Origin of the sequence: Chitinophaga filiformis (assembly GCF_021646545.1) — a bacterium.
Lineage (GTDB): Bacteria > Bacteroidota > Bacteroidia > Chitinophagales > Chitinophagaceae > Chitinophaga > Chitinophaga filiformis_A.
In genome coordinates this window covers 1-16539 of sequence record NZ_JAKIRP010000015.1, presented here as the reverse complement: position 1 = coordinate 16539, position 16539 = coordinate 1, and the positions used below count along the sequence as shown (strand labels likewise).

Here is a 16539-nt window from a genome sequence, read left to right as displayed (position 1 = left end):
TTATAGCTTTAAATATCCGCTTCCGGTTTCATACGCTTGTCAAGCAATTGCTGCAGCAAGATAGCGAAATCTTTATCATTGGGCGGCATCAGAAATGTCTTGTGATTCCCTTTCACCTTGTGTACAACAAGGCCTTTCAGGGCATACGGTTTCCATCCCAGGTAGATGGGGTCATCGAGAAAATACAGACGGGTATCTACGCGGAAAAGGTCAATTACACAGGCATCGGAAGGACGCATATGATACTTGCGATAGGCTGCTTCATATTTTTCATTGATCCTGTCTTCTGCGCTCGCTATGGCCGCAGGTCTTTGCAGTCCCATATATACTGCAAACTCGTTATACTTCCGCAGGAAAAAAGACTGCTGATAACGGATAGTTTCCATCGGCTGTTTTATCAGGGAATTGGTTACAAACAGTAATTTGGGGAACTGCCGTTTTATCTTCCTGATATACTTTGGTAATCCGGTCTCGAAATGTCCCTTGTTGTATGCATAGGTGTCAAACATCACCAGCATTTTCACCTGCTTGCCTATTGCCTGTAATTGCCGGGCCATTTCAAAAGCCACAATCCCTCCGTATGAGTAGCCCGCCAGGGCGTAAGTATCTCCGAAGTCTCTTTCCAGTAATGCGGCAATATACTCAGCCGCCATATCTTCAAGTGTCTCAAAAGGTTCATCTACTCCATTCAGACCTTTGGACTGAAAGCCGTATACGGGTTGGTCGGGATCTACATTGCGGGCAATATTATTGAACAGTAGCACATTCATATCAAGGCCGTTGACAATAAAGATGGGAGGCTTATTACCTGTGGGTTTTACCGGAACTAACAGGTCCCAGGAAATTGACAGGTCGTCGAGCTCCAGCTGCTTTGCCAGCTTTTCCACTGTGTTGGCGGTAAACAGTCCCGCCAGCGGCAAGCGTTTTCCGGTTTCCCTTTCCAACCGCGCCATAATCTGCATAGCGATAATAGATGTACCTCCCAGTTCAAAGAAATCGTCCCTGATACCTACCTGATCTACTTGTAATAGCTCGCTCCAGATATCAGCGAGCAACATTTCCTGGTCAGTGCGAGGTGCGATATATACCCTGTTAGCCTTTTCCATTTCCTGTCTCATCGCCTCCAGTGCATTCCTGTCTACTTTGCCATTGGGCGACAAAGGAAAGCCGGGCAGTGTTACAAAATTGCTGGGAATCATGTATTCAGGCAAGGTGGCTCTCAATGCCCGCTGCCATTGAGCAAACCGTGCAGGCTGGCCTTCTTCCAGCACTACGTAGGCCACCAGACGCTCGTCTTTGGGAAGGACCACAACATCCTTTATCCCCTTTTGTTTACCGAGTGTATGTTCGATCTCTCCCAATTCTATCCGGTATCCCCGGATCTTTACCTGATGGTCTATCCTCCCCAGGCATTGGATCTCGCCGCCATTCACGATGCGGCCCAGATCCCCGGTTTTATACATCCTGGCGCCCGGTATATCAGAGAAAGGATCGTCCATAAAGAGCTCTGCCGTCAGTTGAGGTCTGTTCAGATAGCCTTTTCCTACTCCCACGCCACCCATAAAGATTTCACCCACTGTACCATCAGGCACAGGTCTTAAATAGGCATCCAGAATGTAGACGTACACATTACAAATCGGGCGTCCGACAGTAATGATCTCATCGCCGGCATATATCCGTTTGTACGTAGCCCATACGGTGGTTTCAGTAGGTCCATACATATTCCATAAAGAGTCGCATTTTTCCAGCAATCTCTCCGCCAGTCTCTTGGACAATGCCTCCCCGCCAATCAATACTTTTATTGGCAATTTCTCGTCCCATGACTCCAGCATCATCCGCCAGGTAGCCGGTGTGGCCTGCATAACCGTCACACCGGATTTCTTAACAATCTCCATCAGTAAGCGTGTGTCCTTCGAGGTCTGCGCATCGGTCAGAATGATCTCTGCCCCGGCTATGAGCGGGAGATATAACTCTAAGCCCGAAATATCAAAAGAAATAGTGGTAAGCGCCAGTACACGGTCATTTTCGTTCAGCCCGGGTTTATACTGCATTTCCACGAGGAAATTGACCAATCCCCGCTGTGTGATCTGGGCGCCTTTTGGTTTACCTGTTGATCCGGAAGTGTATAACACATACACGAGGTTGTCCATGTTGACATCTATCAGCAGCGGCGTATCGGGGTACAGGAGTACCTGCCGGATTAGGTTAACCATCAGGATCATCCTGCCATTATACTGAAACCTGTCCGCGTATTTTTCTTCTGTGATCAAAAAGCCGGCCCCGGTGTCTTCAAGCATGAACTCAATTCGCGCCTGGGGATATTCGGGGTCGAGTGGTACATAGGCAGCGCCGGACTTGATAATAGCCAGCATGATAATGACCATTTCAAATGAGCGGTCCACGGCCAGGCCTACGATGCATCCATGTTTGATGCCGTAATCGACCAGCAGTCTTGCAAATTGATTAATGGAATTATTTAATTTATGATAAGTTAGTACATGTTCCCTGAAGCGTACAGCTATCTTATCGGGGTATTGTAACGCTTTTTCATGGATGAGTTCTGGTAAAGAACGTAACTCCAATGGGTTTGAATTGCGATAGTCCGATGTAGGTAAGGGATTCCTTACAAATCTTTCATCTCTATCAGACATAGGTTTCCAGATGTAGTACTGATTACTATCCTCAACAAGGAAAAATGGAATTGGTTCATTATATCGAATAAACCATATGTCTATCCGATGCTATTACATTAAAAGCCTCTCAAGAATCCCAGGCGGGCAGATATCTCCTGGAAGTATACATAATTAAAAGCTTGCACAGTCCGTCGTAACAAGTTTGTGCTGTCAATAACAAAATAAAAATACAAAAGAGTATGTAACATGAACATGAGAGAACGGGGATTAGTTATAGGACCATCTGCAGGAAATAAGTCTGCTTTATCGGAATACGAATAGAATACCTTACCTCTTCTCAGCTAAAAGATTCCCTGAACTTCAGTGGTGACATCTCCGTTTTAGATTTAAAAAACTTTCTAAACGATTGTGGATGTTCAAAACCCAGTTCATAAGCAATTTCATTAACTGATAAATTGGTTGTTGAAAGTCTCTCTTTCGCTACATTTATCAGTTTACTATGCAGATGCTGCTGTGTGCTTTGTCCTGTGAGCGTCTTAAGCAGACTACTCAGATAGTTGGGGGAAATGTTTAGTTTTTCAGATATCAACTGAACACTTGGAATGCCATTGTTCAAAAGGTTTTCACTTTTGAAACAGGCATCAAGTAACTGCTCTAATTTTTCAAGGATCTGGTGATTGCTGATCTTTCTTGTGATGAATTGTCGATGGTAAAACCTGTCGGCATAATTGAGGAGCGCCTCAATATGCGAGATAATTATCTGTTGAGTGAATTGATCAATGTTGGTGTAATATTCCTGCCGGATATTGTCGATGATATTAATGAGCGTTGTTTCCTCCCTGTCAGACAAGAATAAAGCTTCATTGATAGCATAACCGAAAAACTCGTACTGCTTTATGTTCTTTGCCAAAGAGGTATTCCAGAAAAAATCCGGATGGATAAGTAACATCCATCCAGATTTTGCCGGTTGCTCTCCCTGTGGCATTTCTATGCTGAAGACCTGTCCTGGTGCAATAAAGAACATTATGCCTTCATCAAAATCATATTGTTGCTGTCCGTACTTAAATTTTACGGCAAGATCCCGTTTCAGAGAAATGGAATAAAAATCAAGCACCCAATTGATATTATTATTCTCCGGATGAAATTTCAAATCAGCATAATTCACGACACTGATCAACGGATGCTCCGGTGGAGGAAGTTCTTTTACACGGTGAAACTCTGTTATTGATTTTAGTCTCCACAATTTTTTCATTTGTCGTGCGCAATTGAGACAGCAAATTAATTATTCTTTTCGGTTTTTAACCTCAGTGGTTAACCGGGTTTGCCATACACCTTTTCTACCAGGGGAATTCCCCCTCCTGACAAAAGAATCGGCCAGTAGGGCCATCTTCGCCAATAGTCGCCAGTTGTACAATGGGCTTAGCACCCTCAGCCACCGTTTTGAATCCTGCAAAGTTATTGAGGTTGGTGGCTGTATAGCCTGGTGTGACACTGTTGATCCTGAATTTTGTACCACGCATTTCGTGTGCAAGGTTTATCGTAAAAGTATTTAGTGCTGTCTTGGTAGCACCATACACATGATAGTTATCCCAGTTTGGACTTCTGCTTTCACTGGTTTGCATGGTTAAAGATCCTAATTCACTGGATACATTTACAATGACTGGCAGGGGCGCCTTTTTTAACAAGGGCAGGAAATGCTGCGTGGTTTGAATAGGCCCGAAATAGTTGGTGTTGAAGATCTCTTTTATAGTAGTAATGTCGCAAGCCGATATCTTTTGTGGCTGCGGGCCTGCAATAGCGGCGTTGTTGATGAGTATATCCAGTGCTTCCACTTTCGATTGAAGGGTTGAAGCGGCATTCCTGACTGACTCCAGATCTGAGACATCAATTTTTAAGACTTCAATGTTGGTCAGTCCTTCATTATATAATTCATTTGCGGCGGTAAGCCCTTTCTGTTCGTCTCTGCTTCCGAGGTAAACATAATATCCCAGCTGAGCCATTTGTTTTGCCACCTCAAAACCGATACCCTGGTTGGCGCCTGTTATTAGTACATTCTTCATTTTTCAGATTTTTGCCTTTTTTGATAAGGCAAATTTCCTGGTTAATCAGAAGTCTGCTGTCGCCAATTCTATGTTTATTGAAGCTAAATCTATTATTAGGGTTTGTCGTCACGCTAATACGTTTGCGCTACTCAGTCTTTCTATAAACTTTTCTGCTGCTGCATTCACTTCACGATGCCGCTCTAATAAGCCCTGATGGTTACCTGGCGCCACTACTATCAACTCTGCATTTGGTAAATGTTTACGCATATATTCACTTGCATCGGGTCTGGTAAGCCGGTCTTTGTCAGCTCCGATAATCAATACCGGCACCTGTATGGCAGGAAGCTCATTGGTTACATCATACCTGAACATCCCCAGACATCCTCTTGCCATAACGGCTGGCGGCGCCATAGTTGAGAGCAGGGTACTAAAATTCAGCTGTTGTTGTGTTTGCGTACCACTGAAGGTGAGGAACCGGGTCATGATATGAGCGTTGCCGTTAAGATAACTCATCCAACGACTGATCCAAAGCAGTGGTGAAAGAAAAATTATCAGATAACAGAGAGGTGTTAGAACAGGCTTCTGAATGGCAGTCATAACATGCCGGAACATAATGGTACGCACAGGATTTGTATAGGTAGTATGCTGCAGAATGACACCCTTTATGGATGGCTGGCTTACAGCTTTGTTTTTCGCAAGATAGGTAAGGATAGTCATGCCTCCCATACTGTGTCCCCATAGGATAGGATTTATTGCACCAGTATGTTCTATCACTGCATGAAGATCCGCTGCCATCTTTGAAAGAGAGTAATCTTTGTTTGCCGGCCTTGTAGATTTACCAAGACCCGCCAGATCCATCATGATGATACGGTATCTATTTTCGAAATACTTTCTTTGATAGTACCAGTTCCTGATATTCGCATTCATGCCATGCACGAAAATAAGTGGCTGTCCGTCCTCTCTTCCGTAATACTCAACATTAATAACAGACCCATCGGGACGTTTAATAGTGCTTCGTTTGCCGGCATGAAACAGGTGTGGTTCATCCTCTCCTTTTCTGCGTTTGCTGAGCAAAACTTTAACAAGCATCTTACCAAGAAGAATAAATAACAACAATGCTATAGCCCCGTATAAACAGCGCTCTGCGTAATCCTCATTAATCGTATCACGGTACCGGTCCCATTCACGGTAGAGGTAGTAAGCAATGAATGGATATGCAAAAGACAAAAGATCAGCAATAAAAAAAGCAATCAGGAGTAATGGCATTGTCCACCAGTTTAGATAACGTACATAAAAATCAAAAATTATGCCCCTGCCTGGCTTGTCATTCTTGCTATCACTTCGATTCATGCAGGCAAGGTGCGATACCTGGCAGCACTGGAAATGGCCCCCGGGTTTTATAGGCCGAGGTCTTTTCCTTTAGCTGATAACAGTGAGGAGGTTTCGCCTGATATGTCTGCGAAGAGGGAACTATTTGCACAAAATATCCGTCCGCGCTATCAATCTGGACTACGGTGACGAGTTATCTCACTTAGGTGTATATCTTTTAGATAGAGACGCGCGTGTAGGAATTATTAAGACACCTGGGTTTACTTAAGCGTCGTTGAGTGTAAATGGGTGACGTTATGTATCTCTACTTCCCGATACAGAACTTACTGAATATAAAGTCCAGCTGATCTTCATTCGTGATCTGTCCGGTGATCTCTCCAAGATAGTGCAGGCATCTCCTGATATCAAGCGCCAGCAGATCTCCGGGTAGCTGGCTGTCTAATCCGAACCTTACATCCTGCAGGGCTTTTAATACTTCCTGCAAAGCCGCATAATGGCGTGCATTTGTTACAATGGTATCTTCTGTATTGATATCACCGCTCATTACTTTGTGTACCAGTCGGTCTTTCAATTCCTGTATATGTTCATGCTGTCTGGCAGAAATGAACAGAATGCCCTCTATGCCGGCAAATTTCGCCTCCATGGCCGGCAACCCTGCAATGTCCGTCTTGTTACCTATCAGGAGATAATTGACGCCTTCCTGTTCGAATGTGGCCACTTGTGCCTGTAGTTCCGTTAATGATGTTTCATTTACGTCAAACAGATACAGTACGACTCCGGCCTCTCTGATCTTCTCCATTGTTTTCTGTACGCCGATACTTTCAATGACATCAGCGCTTTCACGGATACCTGCGGTATCAATAAGACGGAACAACACACCCTGTATATTCAGTACCTCTTCTATGGTATCCCGCGTGGTACCGGCAATGTCACTGACGATGGCCCTGTTTTCATTCAGGAGGGTATTCAGCAAGGTAGATTTGCCGGCATTAGGCTTGCCGACGATGGCGGTATTGACCCCGTTTTTGATCACGTTACCCATACGGAAAGAATCTACCAGGTGTTTCACTACCTCTGTCGCTTCGTTGATCAAACGATACAACTGGGTACGGTCGGCAAACTCGACATCTTCCTGACTGAAGTCAAGTTCCAGTTCAATTAATGCGGAGAAACTAATCAACTGCTCTCTGAGGGCATATAGTTCCTTCGAAAAGCCGCCTCTCATCTGCTGCATAGCAGTCTGGTGACTGGCGGCGGAATTGCTCGCAATGAGATCGGCGACAGACTCTGCCTGTGTCAGGTCCAGTTTACCATTGAGGAATGCACGCATAGTGTATTCACCGGGTTTGGCCATTCTGGCGCCGGCGTGAATACAGGCATCAATGATCTGCTGCTGGATGTAGGGAGAACCATGGCAGGATATTTCGACGATATCTTCCCCGGTATAGGAACGGGGAGCTTTATAAAGGCTCACCACTACTTCATCGATGGTGCGACCGTTTTCAACGATAGATCCGAAATGAAGCGTGTGGCCCGGCTGTTGATGCAGGTCTTTTGCCGGGAACAGTTTATTACAGATATCGATGGCCTTGGTCCCATTCAGGCGTATCACAGCAATGGCTCCTATTCCGGGTGCTGTAGCGAGTGCTACAATAGTATCATCGTATCCTGTAAGATTATTCCCTAGCATAACATTATTCAAATTCGGCAGCAATATACCAATAAATAAAAAATCCCAGTCCCGGCTGTACCGGTACTGGGATTTAAGATAATATCCTTGGATCTGCTACTCTTGTAAAGTAAAGCGGATTGGCAGGTTGAACTGTACAGACACCTGACGGCCGTTCTGTTTACCAGCTTTCCATTTAGGCATTATTTTTACCACACGGATCGCTTCTTCTTCCAGACCACCGCCTTTTGCAGCGCCTACAGTTTTCACATCTTTGATGTTACCTTCAGAATCTACTACGAACTGTACGAACACAGTACCTGAGATCGCATTTTCCTGCGCAACGCGAGGATAGTGGATGTTTTTGCTCAGGAACTTAGCCAGCGCTTCTTCACCACCGGGGAAGGTAGGCGGCTGTTCTACGAATGTAAAGATCTCTTCTTTTGGAGGAGGAGGAGGTGCCTCTACCACACCGGTACCTTTACTGTCTTCCAGCAATCCTGGGTCGATACCGTTAGGATCACCTTCTACAGTTTTAGTACTGATCGCCTTATTTTCAATTTCCTTGATTTTTGGCGGTACTTCATCTTCTGGTACTTCTTCATCCTTCTTAATCACAGGAGGAGTGAACTGTACGGAAGGTTTTACCGGAGGTGGCGGAGCAGGTGGAGGTGGAGGCGGAGGTGGAGTTTTCGGATCTTCCGGCAACTTCACGTCCTCCATCTTGATCTGCTCTATCACGGGAGCCTTGTTAGGGTTCTCCCTTTCAATCTTGAGTATGTAGTTATTAATTGCATAACCTCCGATAACAACCAACATCAGCGCAGCACTACCTATTACGGCGTTGCGTACCCTTTTGTCGTACTGTCGTCTGAGATCATAAGCCCCATATTCTTTATTCCTGTTCTCAAACAGGATATCCAGAAAATCGGACTTTAAGATTTTAGCGGTATCCATTGTTTAAATTTTAAGGATGGATGCAAAAGTTAAGTGTCAATTACTTGGAGCCTCCAGCGTTAGCAGCTTCAGTCTGACGGATCCAGGTTTTATCCTGATCACTGATATCAACTGTTGCATAACGTTGGATACGGTTAATAGCCATTTCGTCCAGAATGTCAACGAAATCCTTGTACGTAGCGTCATCATCAGCTTTAATGATCACAACCACATCTTCAGGTTCCCCTTTTGCATTTCTCGCTTTAGCAACCTCATCCCGCTTTTTAATAATTACGTCTCTGATGCCCCCTTTATTAGCAAAGGTGGTCGCCTTGAAGAAATCAGGATTGGCTGATGCATTCGGGTCTTGCGCCAAACCTTCGTAATAATATACCCGGTCTTTTTTTCCAAGCAGTATAGTGAGGGCAGTACTTTCTTTTACTTTGTTCTGCTCTTTTTCATCCTTAGTATCCTTCGGCATGATCAGGTCCATCGTCTTGGGCTTGCTCATGGTCGTAGTCAACATGAAGAAAGTAATCAGCAGAAAGCCAAGATCCACCATCGGAGTCATGTCTACGCGTGTAGACTGCTTCTTTGATTTCGTACCCTGGTGTTTGCCTTTACCACCACTACTACTGGTATCCATTTCTGCCATAGTAGCTCTTTTTTTAAGTTTTCAATAGCAACTCAGCGCCGCAGCGCTGCCTGCTGTTTACTTTTAAATTGCTTATTCCTCATCACGAGCTTCAGCTGCCGCTGTTCCTGCCGGAGGTGCCTCCAGATTGGTAACCAGGTTCAGCTTCTGGATCTTCTTTTCTTTGAAGGTGTCCAGAATATCCTTGATCTTAGGATAAGGAGTTTGGTTATCGGCCTTTACGCAGTACTGCAATCTTGGGTTTCCACCCTGTGCAGATCTTGCGTACTCGATCCATACTGCAACTTCGTTATTGGCTGAGTCGGTTGGGATACCTACTTCCAGACCTGCCTTCTTACGCTCTTCCGGTTTCATGGCGAGATAAGACTTCAGGTTTTTGATTTCGGTTCCTACGCTGGCGCCAATGATAAAGTTGTTCATCTCTTTGTCGCTCAGTCCAAGCTTGTACTGCTCATTCAGATCCTGAATCAGTTTCTGCCTTTTAGGCTGACCGTCCATACTGAAGAATACCCTACCGTCTTTATCCACTGTCAGCATGATCACGTCAGAATCCGGCAGCAGTTTAGTATTGATAGAAGACGGAGTTACCACAGTCACCGGCTCGTCCGGTTTGAATTTAGTTGCCAGCATGAAGAAGGTGAGCAGCAAGAAAGCCACGTCACACATCGCGGTCATATCAACCAGCGTGCTCTTCCTGGGCATTTTAACTTTAGGCATCTTTACTCCTTTTATTGGTTTACTTTATATAGATTCAAAACTGCTAGTTTTCCATACAAATAATTAAAAAATTATTTGTGGTTTGCAGCGAAGCTCTGAGTTAAAGTAAAACCAGACTCGTCGATTGCATAAGTGATGCTATCGATATTGGTAGTAAAGAAGTTATACATGATGATTGCGATAGCGGAAGTACCGATACCCAGAGCGGTGTTGATCAACGCTTCAGAGATACCCAACGCCAGTTTAGATGAATCCGGAGCACCAGAAGCAGACATCGCAGAGAAGGATTTGATCATACCCAATACTGTACCGAACAGACCTAACAGGGTTGCTACTGAAGCGATAGTGGACAGGAACACCAGGTTCTTTTCCATCATAGGCAGTTCCAGTGCAGTTGTTTCTTCGATCTCGTTCTTGATAGTCAGGATCTTCTGCTCAGTATCCAGTTCAGTGTTAGTGATCATTTCTTTGTACTTCTTCAGACCAGCTTTCATTACGTTACCTACAGAACCTTTCTGTTTGTCGCACTCAGCCAGCGCTGCATCTACGTTTTTGTTAGCCAGGTGGAACTGAACTCTTCTTACCAGGTCAGCACCGCTGAACTTACCTTTAGCTTTGTTGATATAAAGGAAACGCTCAATTACGAAAGTAATACAGATCAATAATACAGAAATAAGAATAGGTACAATAGCACCACCCTGATAGATTGTTGCGAACCATTTTCCGATACCTTCTTCAACTGGATGCGCGCCTACGATACCACCCTGGAAGTTATTTGGATTACCAAGTACGAACAGATAAAAGAGAACACCTATAACTATACAGATAGGTACGGCCAGCAATGCAAATACATTGGATGACTTTTTAGCTTGATGAGAAGTTGCTTTGGCAGAACCTGCAGTCACAGTTGTTTTAGTCTCAGCCATGTTGATTGAATTTTAGTGTTAAAGATTAAACTATTGTTTTTTGTTATTTCTGCAATATAAATACGTGATTCGCAAAGTTATACGGTTGACCCAAAAAAACAAGTGCAGCTCTCAAAATCTCACAAAATTTAACGCTCGCGCCGAAGGCCGCCAGCAGCCGGCCTTACCACCTCCTGTTTTGTTGAGCATACACTTTAATTTTCAAATACAACCGATGTCAAATGTTGGGTTACGCCCCTTATGATTACTATCCTTAGAACCTGAAATTTATTGATTTTTTTCAAAGTTGGACGCACAATTTAAGAAATTTTTTAAATGTTCCAACAGAAATTTTCCGGTGTCTGTTTTTCTCCTATCCCGCTACCATCCGCACTTTGAGTCGTTTTCGGCTCCCTTTATAGTCATTATAACGCCACACAATTACAGTTATTTACATATCCGTTTCACCCGGTCTAACGTGGAACATAAACGTCGTAAATTGGTGAAAACCGTTTGTAATGGCCCTACTGCTGCATTTCATTCACCCTGTAATATAAGCATAAAAGATACCATATCAACAAATTTATTCATAGACGGCAAACACTGCTCCCTACCCCTATATATCCTTCATTTCCCCCAACTCCATTCCTGTAACATTTTTAGCGCTCATGGAATTCCCCGATAAGTTACTGCTTAATATGTGTATTTTCAACACCTACCTGCCTAAAATCTGGTTATTAGAAGCAAATGAACAAACACTTTATCCGTACCATGGCCATCACAAGTGCAGGTACGCTATTATTAATGCTGACTATCAATCCTCTTTCCGCACAAAAGAGAAAGAAGACAGAGCAACAACCCATCGCAGCTAAAGATTCTACCGTCCGTCCGCCTATGCCTGCCAAAAGCAGTCCTAAAACCGCACCGAAAAAATTCGGAGAGGTGATCACTTCCGCCGCCATAGCAGATTCCGGCCTGTTCAATATTTATAAACAAGACGACAGGGTATTCTTCGAAATTGCTGATTCCCTGCTGGGTAGAGATGTACTGGTCGTGAACCGTATCTCCAAATCCGCTGCAGGCCTGCGGTCGTCAATGATGGGATATAGCGGTGACGAAATAGGAGAAAATGTCATCCGCTTCGAAAAAGGCCCTAACAACAGGATCTTCCTGAAAAATATCTCCTACACTGAGATCTCAAAAGATTCCAGTCAGCCAATGTTTAACGCTGTAATGAATTCCAACATACAACCGATTGCCGCAGCGTTTGACATTAAAGCATTATCTGATAAGGGTAATACCTCGGTTATTGATTTGACTGATTACATACAGGGTGATAATGAGATCTTCTTTTTTGACACCCGCGTCAAAACTGGTCTGAAACTCGGTGCTGTTCAACAGGATAAATCCTATATAGTGGATGTTAAATCTTATCCTATCAATACCGAGATTAAAACTGTTAAAACCTATTCAAAATCAGGCGGACAGCCTGGTCCCGGAGCGCCTGTATCAGGAGGGAATGCCACACTGGAACTCAACTCCTCCATGATCCTGCTTCCGGCAGTTCCCATGCAGTCCCGCTATTTTGATCCTCGGGTGGGTTTCTTTACCACCTCCGTAACAAATTTTGACCTGGATCCGCAAGGCGTCAAACGCCTTTCCATGGTTACCCGCTGGCGTCTCGAACCCAAACCAGAAGACATTGAGAAATATAAACGCGGAGAACTCGTCGAGCCAGTTAAACCGATTATCTTCTATATCGATCCTGCTACTCCAAAGAAATGGGTTCCCTACCTTATTCAAGGGGTTAATGACTGGCAGGCTGCCTTCGAAAAAGCCGGGTTTAAGAATGCTATCATGGCAAAAGTAGCTCCTACCCGTGAGCAGGATTCTACCTGGAGCCTTGAAGACGCCCGCTTTTCCGCCATCGTATATAAGCCTTCAGACATTCCTAATGCAAGTGGTCCCCATATTCATGACCCCCGTTCCGGAGAAATCATGGAAAGCCATATCAACTGGTATCACAATGTTATGCGCCTGTTGCGCAACTGGTACTTTGTACAATGTGCGCCTACTGATGCCCGGGCCCGCAAAATGCAGTTTGACGATCAGCTGATGGGAGAACTGATCCGGTTTGTTTCTTCTCATGAGGTAGGACATACATTGGGCCTGCGCCATAACTTTGGCTCCAGCTCCGCCTACCCTGTTGAGAAACTGAGGGATAAAGCATGGGTGAAAGAAAATGGACACGCGCCCTCCATTATGGACTATGCGCGCTTTAACTATATTGCACAACCCGAAGATGGTATTACAGGAAGCGATCTCTATCCCCGCATCAATTTCTACGACAAATGGGCCATTGAATGGGGTTATCGCCTCATCCCCGGTGTTAATACTCCGGAAGAAGAGAAAGCAGCCCTTAACAAATGGACCATTGAAAAATTAAAGGATAAGAGATATTGGTTCGGAACTGAGATCAATCCGGATGATCCAAGATCACAGAACGAAGACCTTGGCGATAATGCGATGAAAGCAGGCAGCTATGGCATTAAGAACCTGCAGCGCATCATTCCTAATCTCCTTACCTGGACTAAAGAAGAGAATGAAGGATATACAAATCTGACAGAACTCTACCGTGAGGTGAATACCCAGTTCGGCCGATACCTCGGACATGTTGCTAAAAACATCGGAGGCATTTACGAGACACCTAAGACGGTGGAACAGGAAGGCGGCGTTTATGAAGCCGTTCCGAAGAGTATTCAGCTGGATGCTGTGCAGTTCCTCAACGAGCAGATATTTACAACGCCCAAATGGCTGCTGAACAAAGACATCCTCTCCCGCACCGGAAACAATGCCACAGCTATCATCAGTGCCCGTCAAACCCCGGTATTGGACAGAATCCTGAGTGCTACTACATTGACTAAGTTAATCAACAACGAAGCCAATGATGGTCCTGATAGTTATCAGGCCAGTGCCTTCCTCAATGATGTGAAGAAAGGTATCTTCAGTGAAATATATACACGGAAGAATATTGACGTTTTCCGCCGTAACCTGCAGAAATCATATGTTCAGCATATCATACAATTACTGTCTCCCGGCGATTCCCAGCTGAGTAATCCGATGATGATCATGTATGGTGTACAACCAACAGATCCTACAAAGTCTGATGTCAGCAGTATTGCACGTGCCCACCTGGTATCACTCCGCACCGATATCCGTGCCGCCGCTGCTGCTGTTCAGGACCCATTAAGCCGTTATCATCTTACAGACCTCGCCGAGAGAATCTCACAGGCACTTGAACCTAAATAATGCTGCTTAAATCATAAAGGAGGAAGGCCCGCTAATACCGGGCCTTCCTCCTTTTTATGTAATAATATTTAACTCGGTGAAAATAATGATGTTGCTCCCTATTAAAGTTGCTCAATATATCGCTATATTTATATACTGAACCTCAAGAATGTGAAAGAACGAAGTACCAAAATCACCATTTACGACATTGCCAGAGTGCTTAATTTATCTGCTTCCACGGTGTCGAGAGCATTGCAGAACAACAAACTGATTAACCAGGAAACCAGGGATAAAGTACGGCAAACCGCCACTGAAATGGGCTATGTTCCGAACTGGATCGCATCCAGTCTGCGAAGGAACCGTTCCAATATCATAGGACTAATCGTCCCGCGTACTTCCATGTATTTTCAAAGTACAGCGATCAGTGGCATCCAGCATGAAGCACACAGGTATGGCTTCAGCATTGTAATAGGCCAGTCGGATGATACGCTCGAAATGGAAAAGGAACTGGTAAACACCTTCTTTTCCTTACGTGTGGATGGACTATTGGCTGTATCGTCTATGTTTACCACTGCCTATGAACACTTCACCCCTTTTATCAAGAATAATATTCCGCTTGTCTTCTATGACCGTGTCCCTGCAGACTTTCCAGGATACACCATCACAGGAGATGACTTCAAAGGGGGCTTTCTCGCTACCGAGCATCTGATCAAACAAGGATGTAAACGGATTGCACATTTCTCAGGTACCCTGACTTGTAACCTGTATCAGCAACGCCTGCGTGGTTACAAAGCTGCACTTGAGAAATATGACATTCCCTTTGATGAAAGCTTACTGTATGTGCACAACCTGACATCCGAAGCGGCTACTACAGCATCTAAAGAACTCCTGTCTGAAGACAAATATCCTGATGGCCTATTTGCCGCCAATGATACTTCCGCTGTAGCATTTATTCAGGAAGCAAAACGGCAACGCGTAGCTATTCCGGGGGACATTAAAGTAGTGGGATATTCCAATGACCAGTCATCAAGGATCATCACGCCTGCACTTACGACTATAGAACAGTCAGGGTATGAGATGGGACAAAAAGCTGTAGATACTATCGTAAAGCTGATCAACTACGGCGATACTATGAAAATCACTAAACACTTTGTATTTCCTGTTGAATTGATAGAACGGGAATCCAGCCAGTAAAGCAAAATTGCCTAAACCTTATATTTTATGCGAAATTATCTCAACCTGACGATGCTTGTCTGCTGCGGTGTCGTTACCTTCTCCGCGTGCAATCAGCATATCTATGTCCCTAACACCGTCAATGAACCACTTTTAAAGGAGAAACATGAATTCAAGGGCAGTATCTCTCCCAGCAACTTTCAGACTGCCTTTGCGCTGACCAATAACATTGCGATCATGGCCAATGGCCAGTATGTATATGACTTCCTTGATGCCAGCGACGAAGGAGGATCAGACGTTATTGTAGACAGCGATACCAGAGGAGGTGTAATAGAGGGCGCTGTTGGCTTTTTTAAGCCCCTGGATCCAAAGAAAAGAATGGTCTTTGACGTCTATGCGGGTTATGGGAATGGCAGCTTTAAAACGCTCGCTGATGCCTATGGAAGTAGCCCTGACAGAGTTGTGAATGACTATCTGTTAAGAACACATTTCAACAAGTTCTTCATTCAGCCAGGTATTGGCCTCTCGCATCCTGTCATTGAAGCGGCTTTCACATCCCGCGTTTCCCTCTTAAAGTTTTATAGTCTTTATGCAGGGCCCAAAGCTTTTGAAGCTGATTCACAAAGAAGAGTGAATTACATGAATATTGGCAATAAAGTACTGCCTTTATATGAACCCGCCTTTACGTTCCGTGTGGGATATAAGTATGTAAAATTCCAGATGCAGTTATTGTTCTCCCTGTTGATCAATGATGAGACGTATGGAGGATATGATATCGATGATTACTTTCAGCCAGTGGCATTGAACATGGGGGTGTCTGTCAATATTGCACACTGGTATGATGATTTCAGAAAGAAAAGATAACAGTCAACAAAGTCAATACGTGTATAAAATAAAAAAGCTCCGAGACGTTTGTCCGGAGCTTTTTTAAATAAATATGGCAGCTACCTACTCTCCCGCATGATAGTGCAGTACCATCGGCCATGAGGGGCTTAACTTCTCTGTTCGGAATGGGAAGAGGTGAACACCCTCGGCATAACCACCATAAGATCTTTACTATGTTAGAATGATCTTCGTCTTTTCGAGTCAGCACTATTTCAGCGATTGATCTGACTCCAGACTTGCAATAAGATACATATTGGGAAAGTCGTAATAGTTCATTACAAAAAATAAAATTAAAGCTTACGGGCAA

General features: G+C 44.4%; 12 protein-coding genes and 1 rRNA gene. 3 read left to right on the top strand and 10 right to left on the bottom strand.

The genetic code is table 11. The features are described 5' to 3' along the window. Positions 1-8 precede the first annotated feature (8 nt). The 9 genes from L3C95_RS27310 to L3C95_RS27270 form a co-directional block, all read right to left on the bottom strand. On the bottom strand, positions 9-2651 hold the full coding sequence (locus L3C95_RS27310; RefSeq protein WP_236392784.1) for a non-ribosomal peptide synthetase: 2643 nt from the start codon (positions 2649-2651) through the stop codon (positions 9-11). Positions 2652-2970: 319 nt separating this feature from the next. Continuing rightward, complete coding sequence (locus L3C95_RS27305; RefSeq protein ID WP_236392782.1) at positions 2971-3885, bottom strand: helix-turn-helix domain-containing protein; 915 nt, start codon at positions 3883-3885, stop codon at positions 2971-2973. An 85-nt stretch (positions 3886-3970) separates the two neighbouring features. Further along, a complete protein-coding gene (locus L3C95_RS27300; RefSeq protein ID WP_236392781.1) occupies positions 3971-4693 on the bottom strand; it encodes an SDR family oxidoreductase in 723 nt (240 codons plus the stop codon). Positions 4694-4801: 108 nt separating this feature from the next. Next, positions 4802-5941, bottom strand: coding sequence for an alpha/beta fold hydrolase (locus L3C95_RS27295; protein ID WP_236392778.1), 1140 nt, complete (start codon positions 5939-5941; stop codon positions 4802-4804). Between the two features lie 367 nt (positions 5942-6308). Then, entirely contained in the window at positions 6309-7694 is a 1386-nt protein-coding gene (gene mnmE / locus L3C95_RS27290) for a tRNA uridine-5-carboxymethylaminomethyl(34) synthesis GTPase MnmE (RefSeq protein ID WP_236392776.1), read from the bottom strand. A gap of 96 nt (positions 7695-7790) precedes the next feature. After that, positions 7791-8630 (bottom strand): energy transducer TonB, encoded by an 840-nt coding sequence (locus L3C95_RS27285; protein WP_236392774.1) that lies wholly within the window; start codon positions 8628-8630, stop codon positions 7791-7793. Between the two features lie 40 nt (positions 8631-8670). After that, positions 8671-9264: an ExbD/TolR family protein gene (locus tag L3C95_RS27280; RefSeq protein ID WP_149695309.1), complete on the bottom strand. Its 594-nt coding sequence runs from the start codon at positions 9262-9264 to the stop codon at positions 8671-8673. 72 nt (positions 9265-9336) lie between these two features. Next, on the bottom strand, positions 9337-9981 hold the full coding sequence (locus L3C95_RS27275; RefSeq protein WP_236392772.1) for an ExbD/TolR family protein: 645 nt from the start codon (positions 9979-9981) through the stop codon (positions 9337-9339). A 71-nt stretch (positions 9982-10052) separates the two neighbouring features. Then, positions 10053-10907 carry a MotA/TolQ/ExbB proton channel family protein gene (locus L3C95_RS27270; protein WP_236392770.1) on the bottom strand — a complete coding sequence of 285 codons (855 nt, stop codon included), beginning with the start codon at positions 10905-10907 and terminating at the stop codon, positions 10053-10055. Between the two features lie 726 nt (positions 10908-11633). Here L3C95_RS27270 and L3C95_RS27265 point away from each other — a divergent pair. From L3C95_RS27265 to L3C95_RS27255, 3 genes are all read left to right on the top strand, one after another. After that, positions 11634-14195 carry a zinc-dependent metalloprotease gene (locus L3C95_RS27265; protein WP_236392768.1) on the top strand — a complete coding sequence of 854 codons (2562 nt, stop codon included), beginning with the start codon at positions 11634-11636 and terminating at the stop codon, positions 14193-14195. A gap of 150 nt (positions 14196-14345) precedes the next feature. Beyond that, a complete protein-coding gene (locus L3C95_RS27260; protein ID WP_236392766.1) occupies positions 14346-15368 on the top strand; it encodes a LacI family DNA-binding transcriptional regulator in 1023 nt (340 codons plus the stop codon). A 27-nt stretch (positions 15369-15395) separates the two neighbouring features. After that, positions 15396-16211, top strand: coding sequence for a hypothetical protein (locus tag L3C95_RS27255; protein WP_236392764.1), 816 nt, complete (start codon positions 15396-15398; stop codon positions 16209-16211). A 71-nt stretch (positions 16212-16282) separates the two neighbouring features. Here the strand turns inward: L3C95_RS27255 and rrf are convergent. Then, positions 16283-16394 (bottom strand): 5S ribosomal RNA (gene rrf, locus L3C95_RS27250). Between the last annotated feature and the right edge of the window lie 145 nt (positions 16395-16539).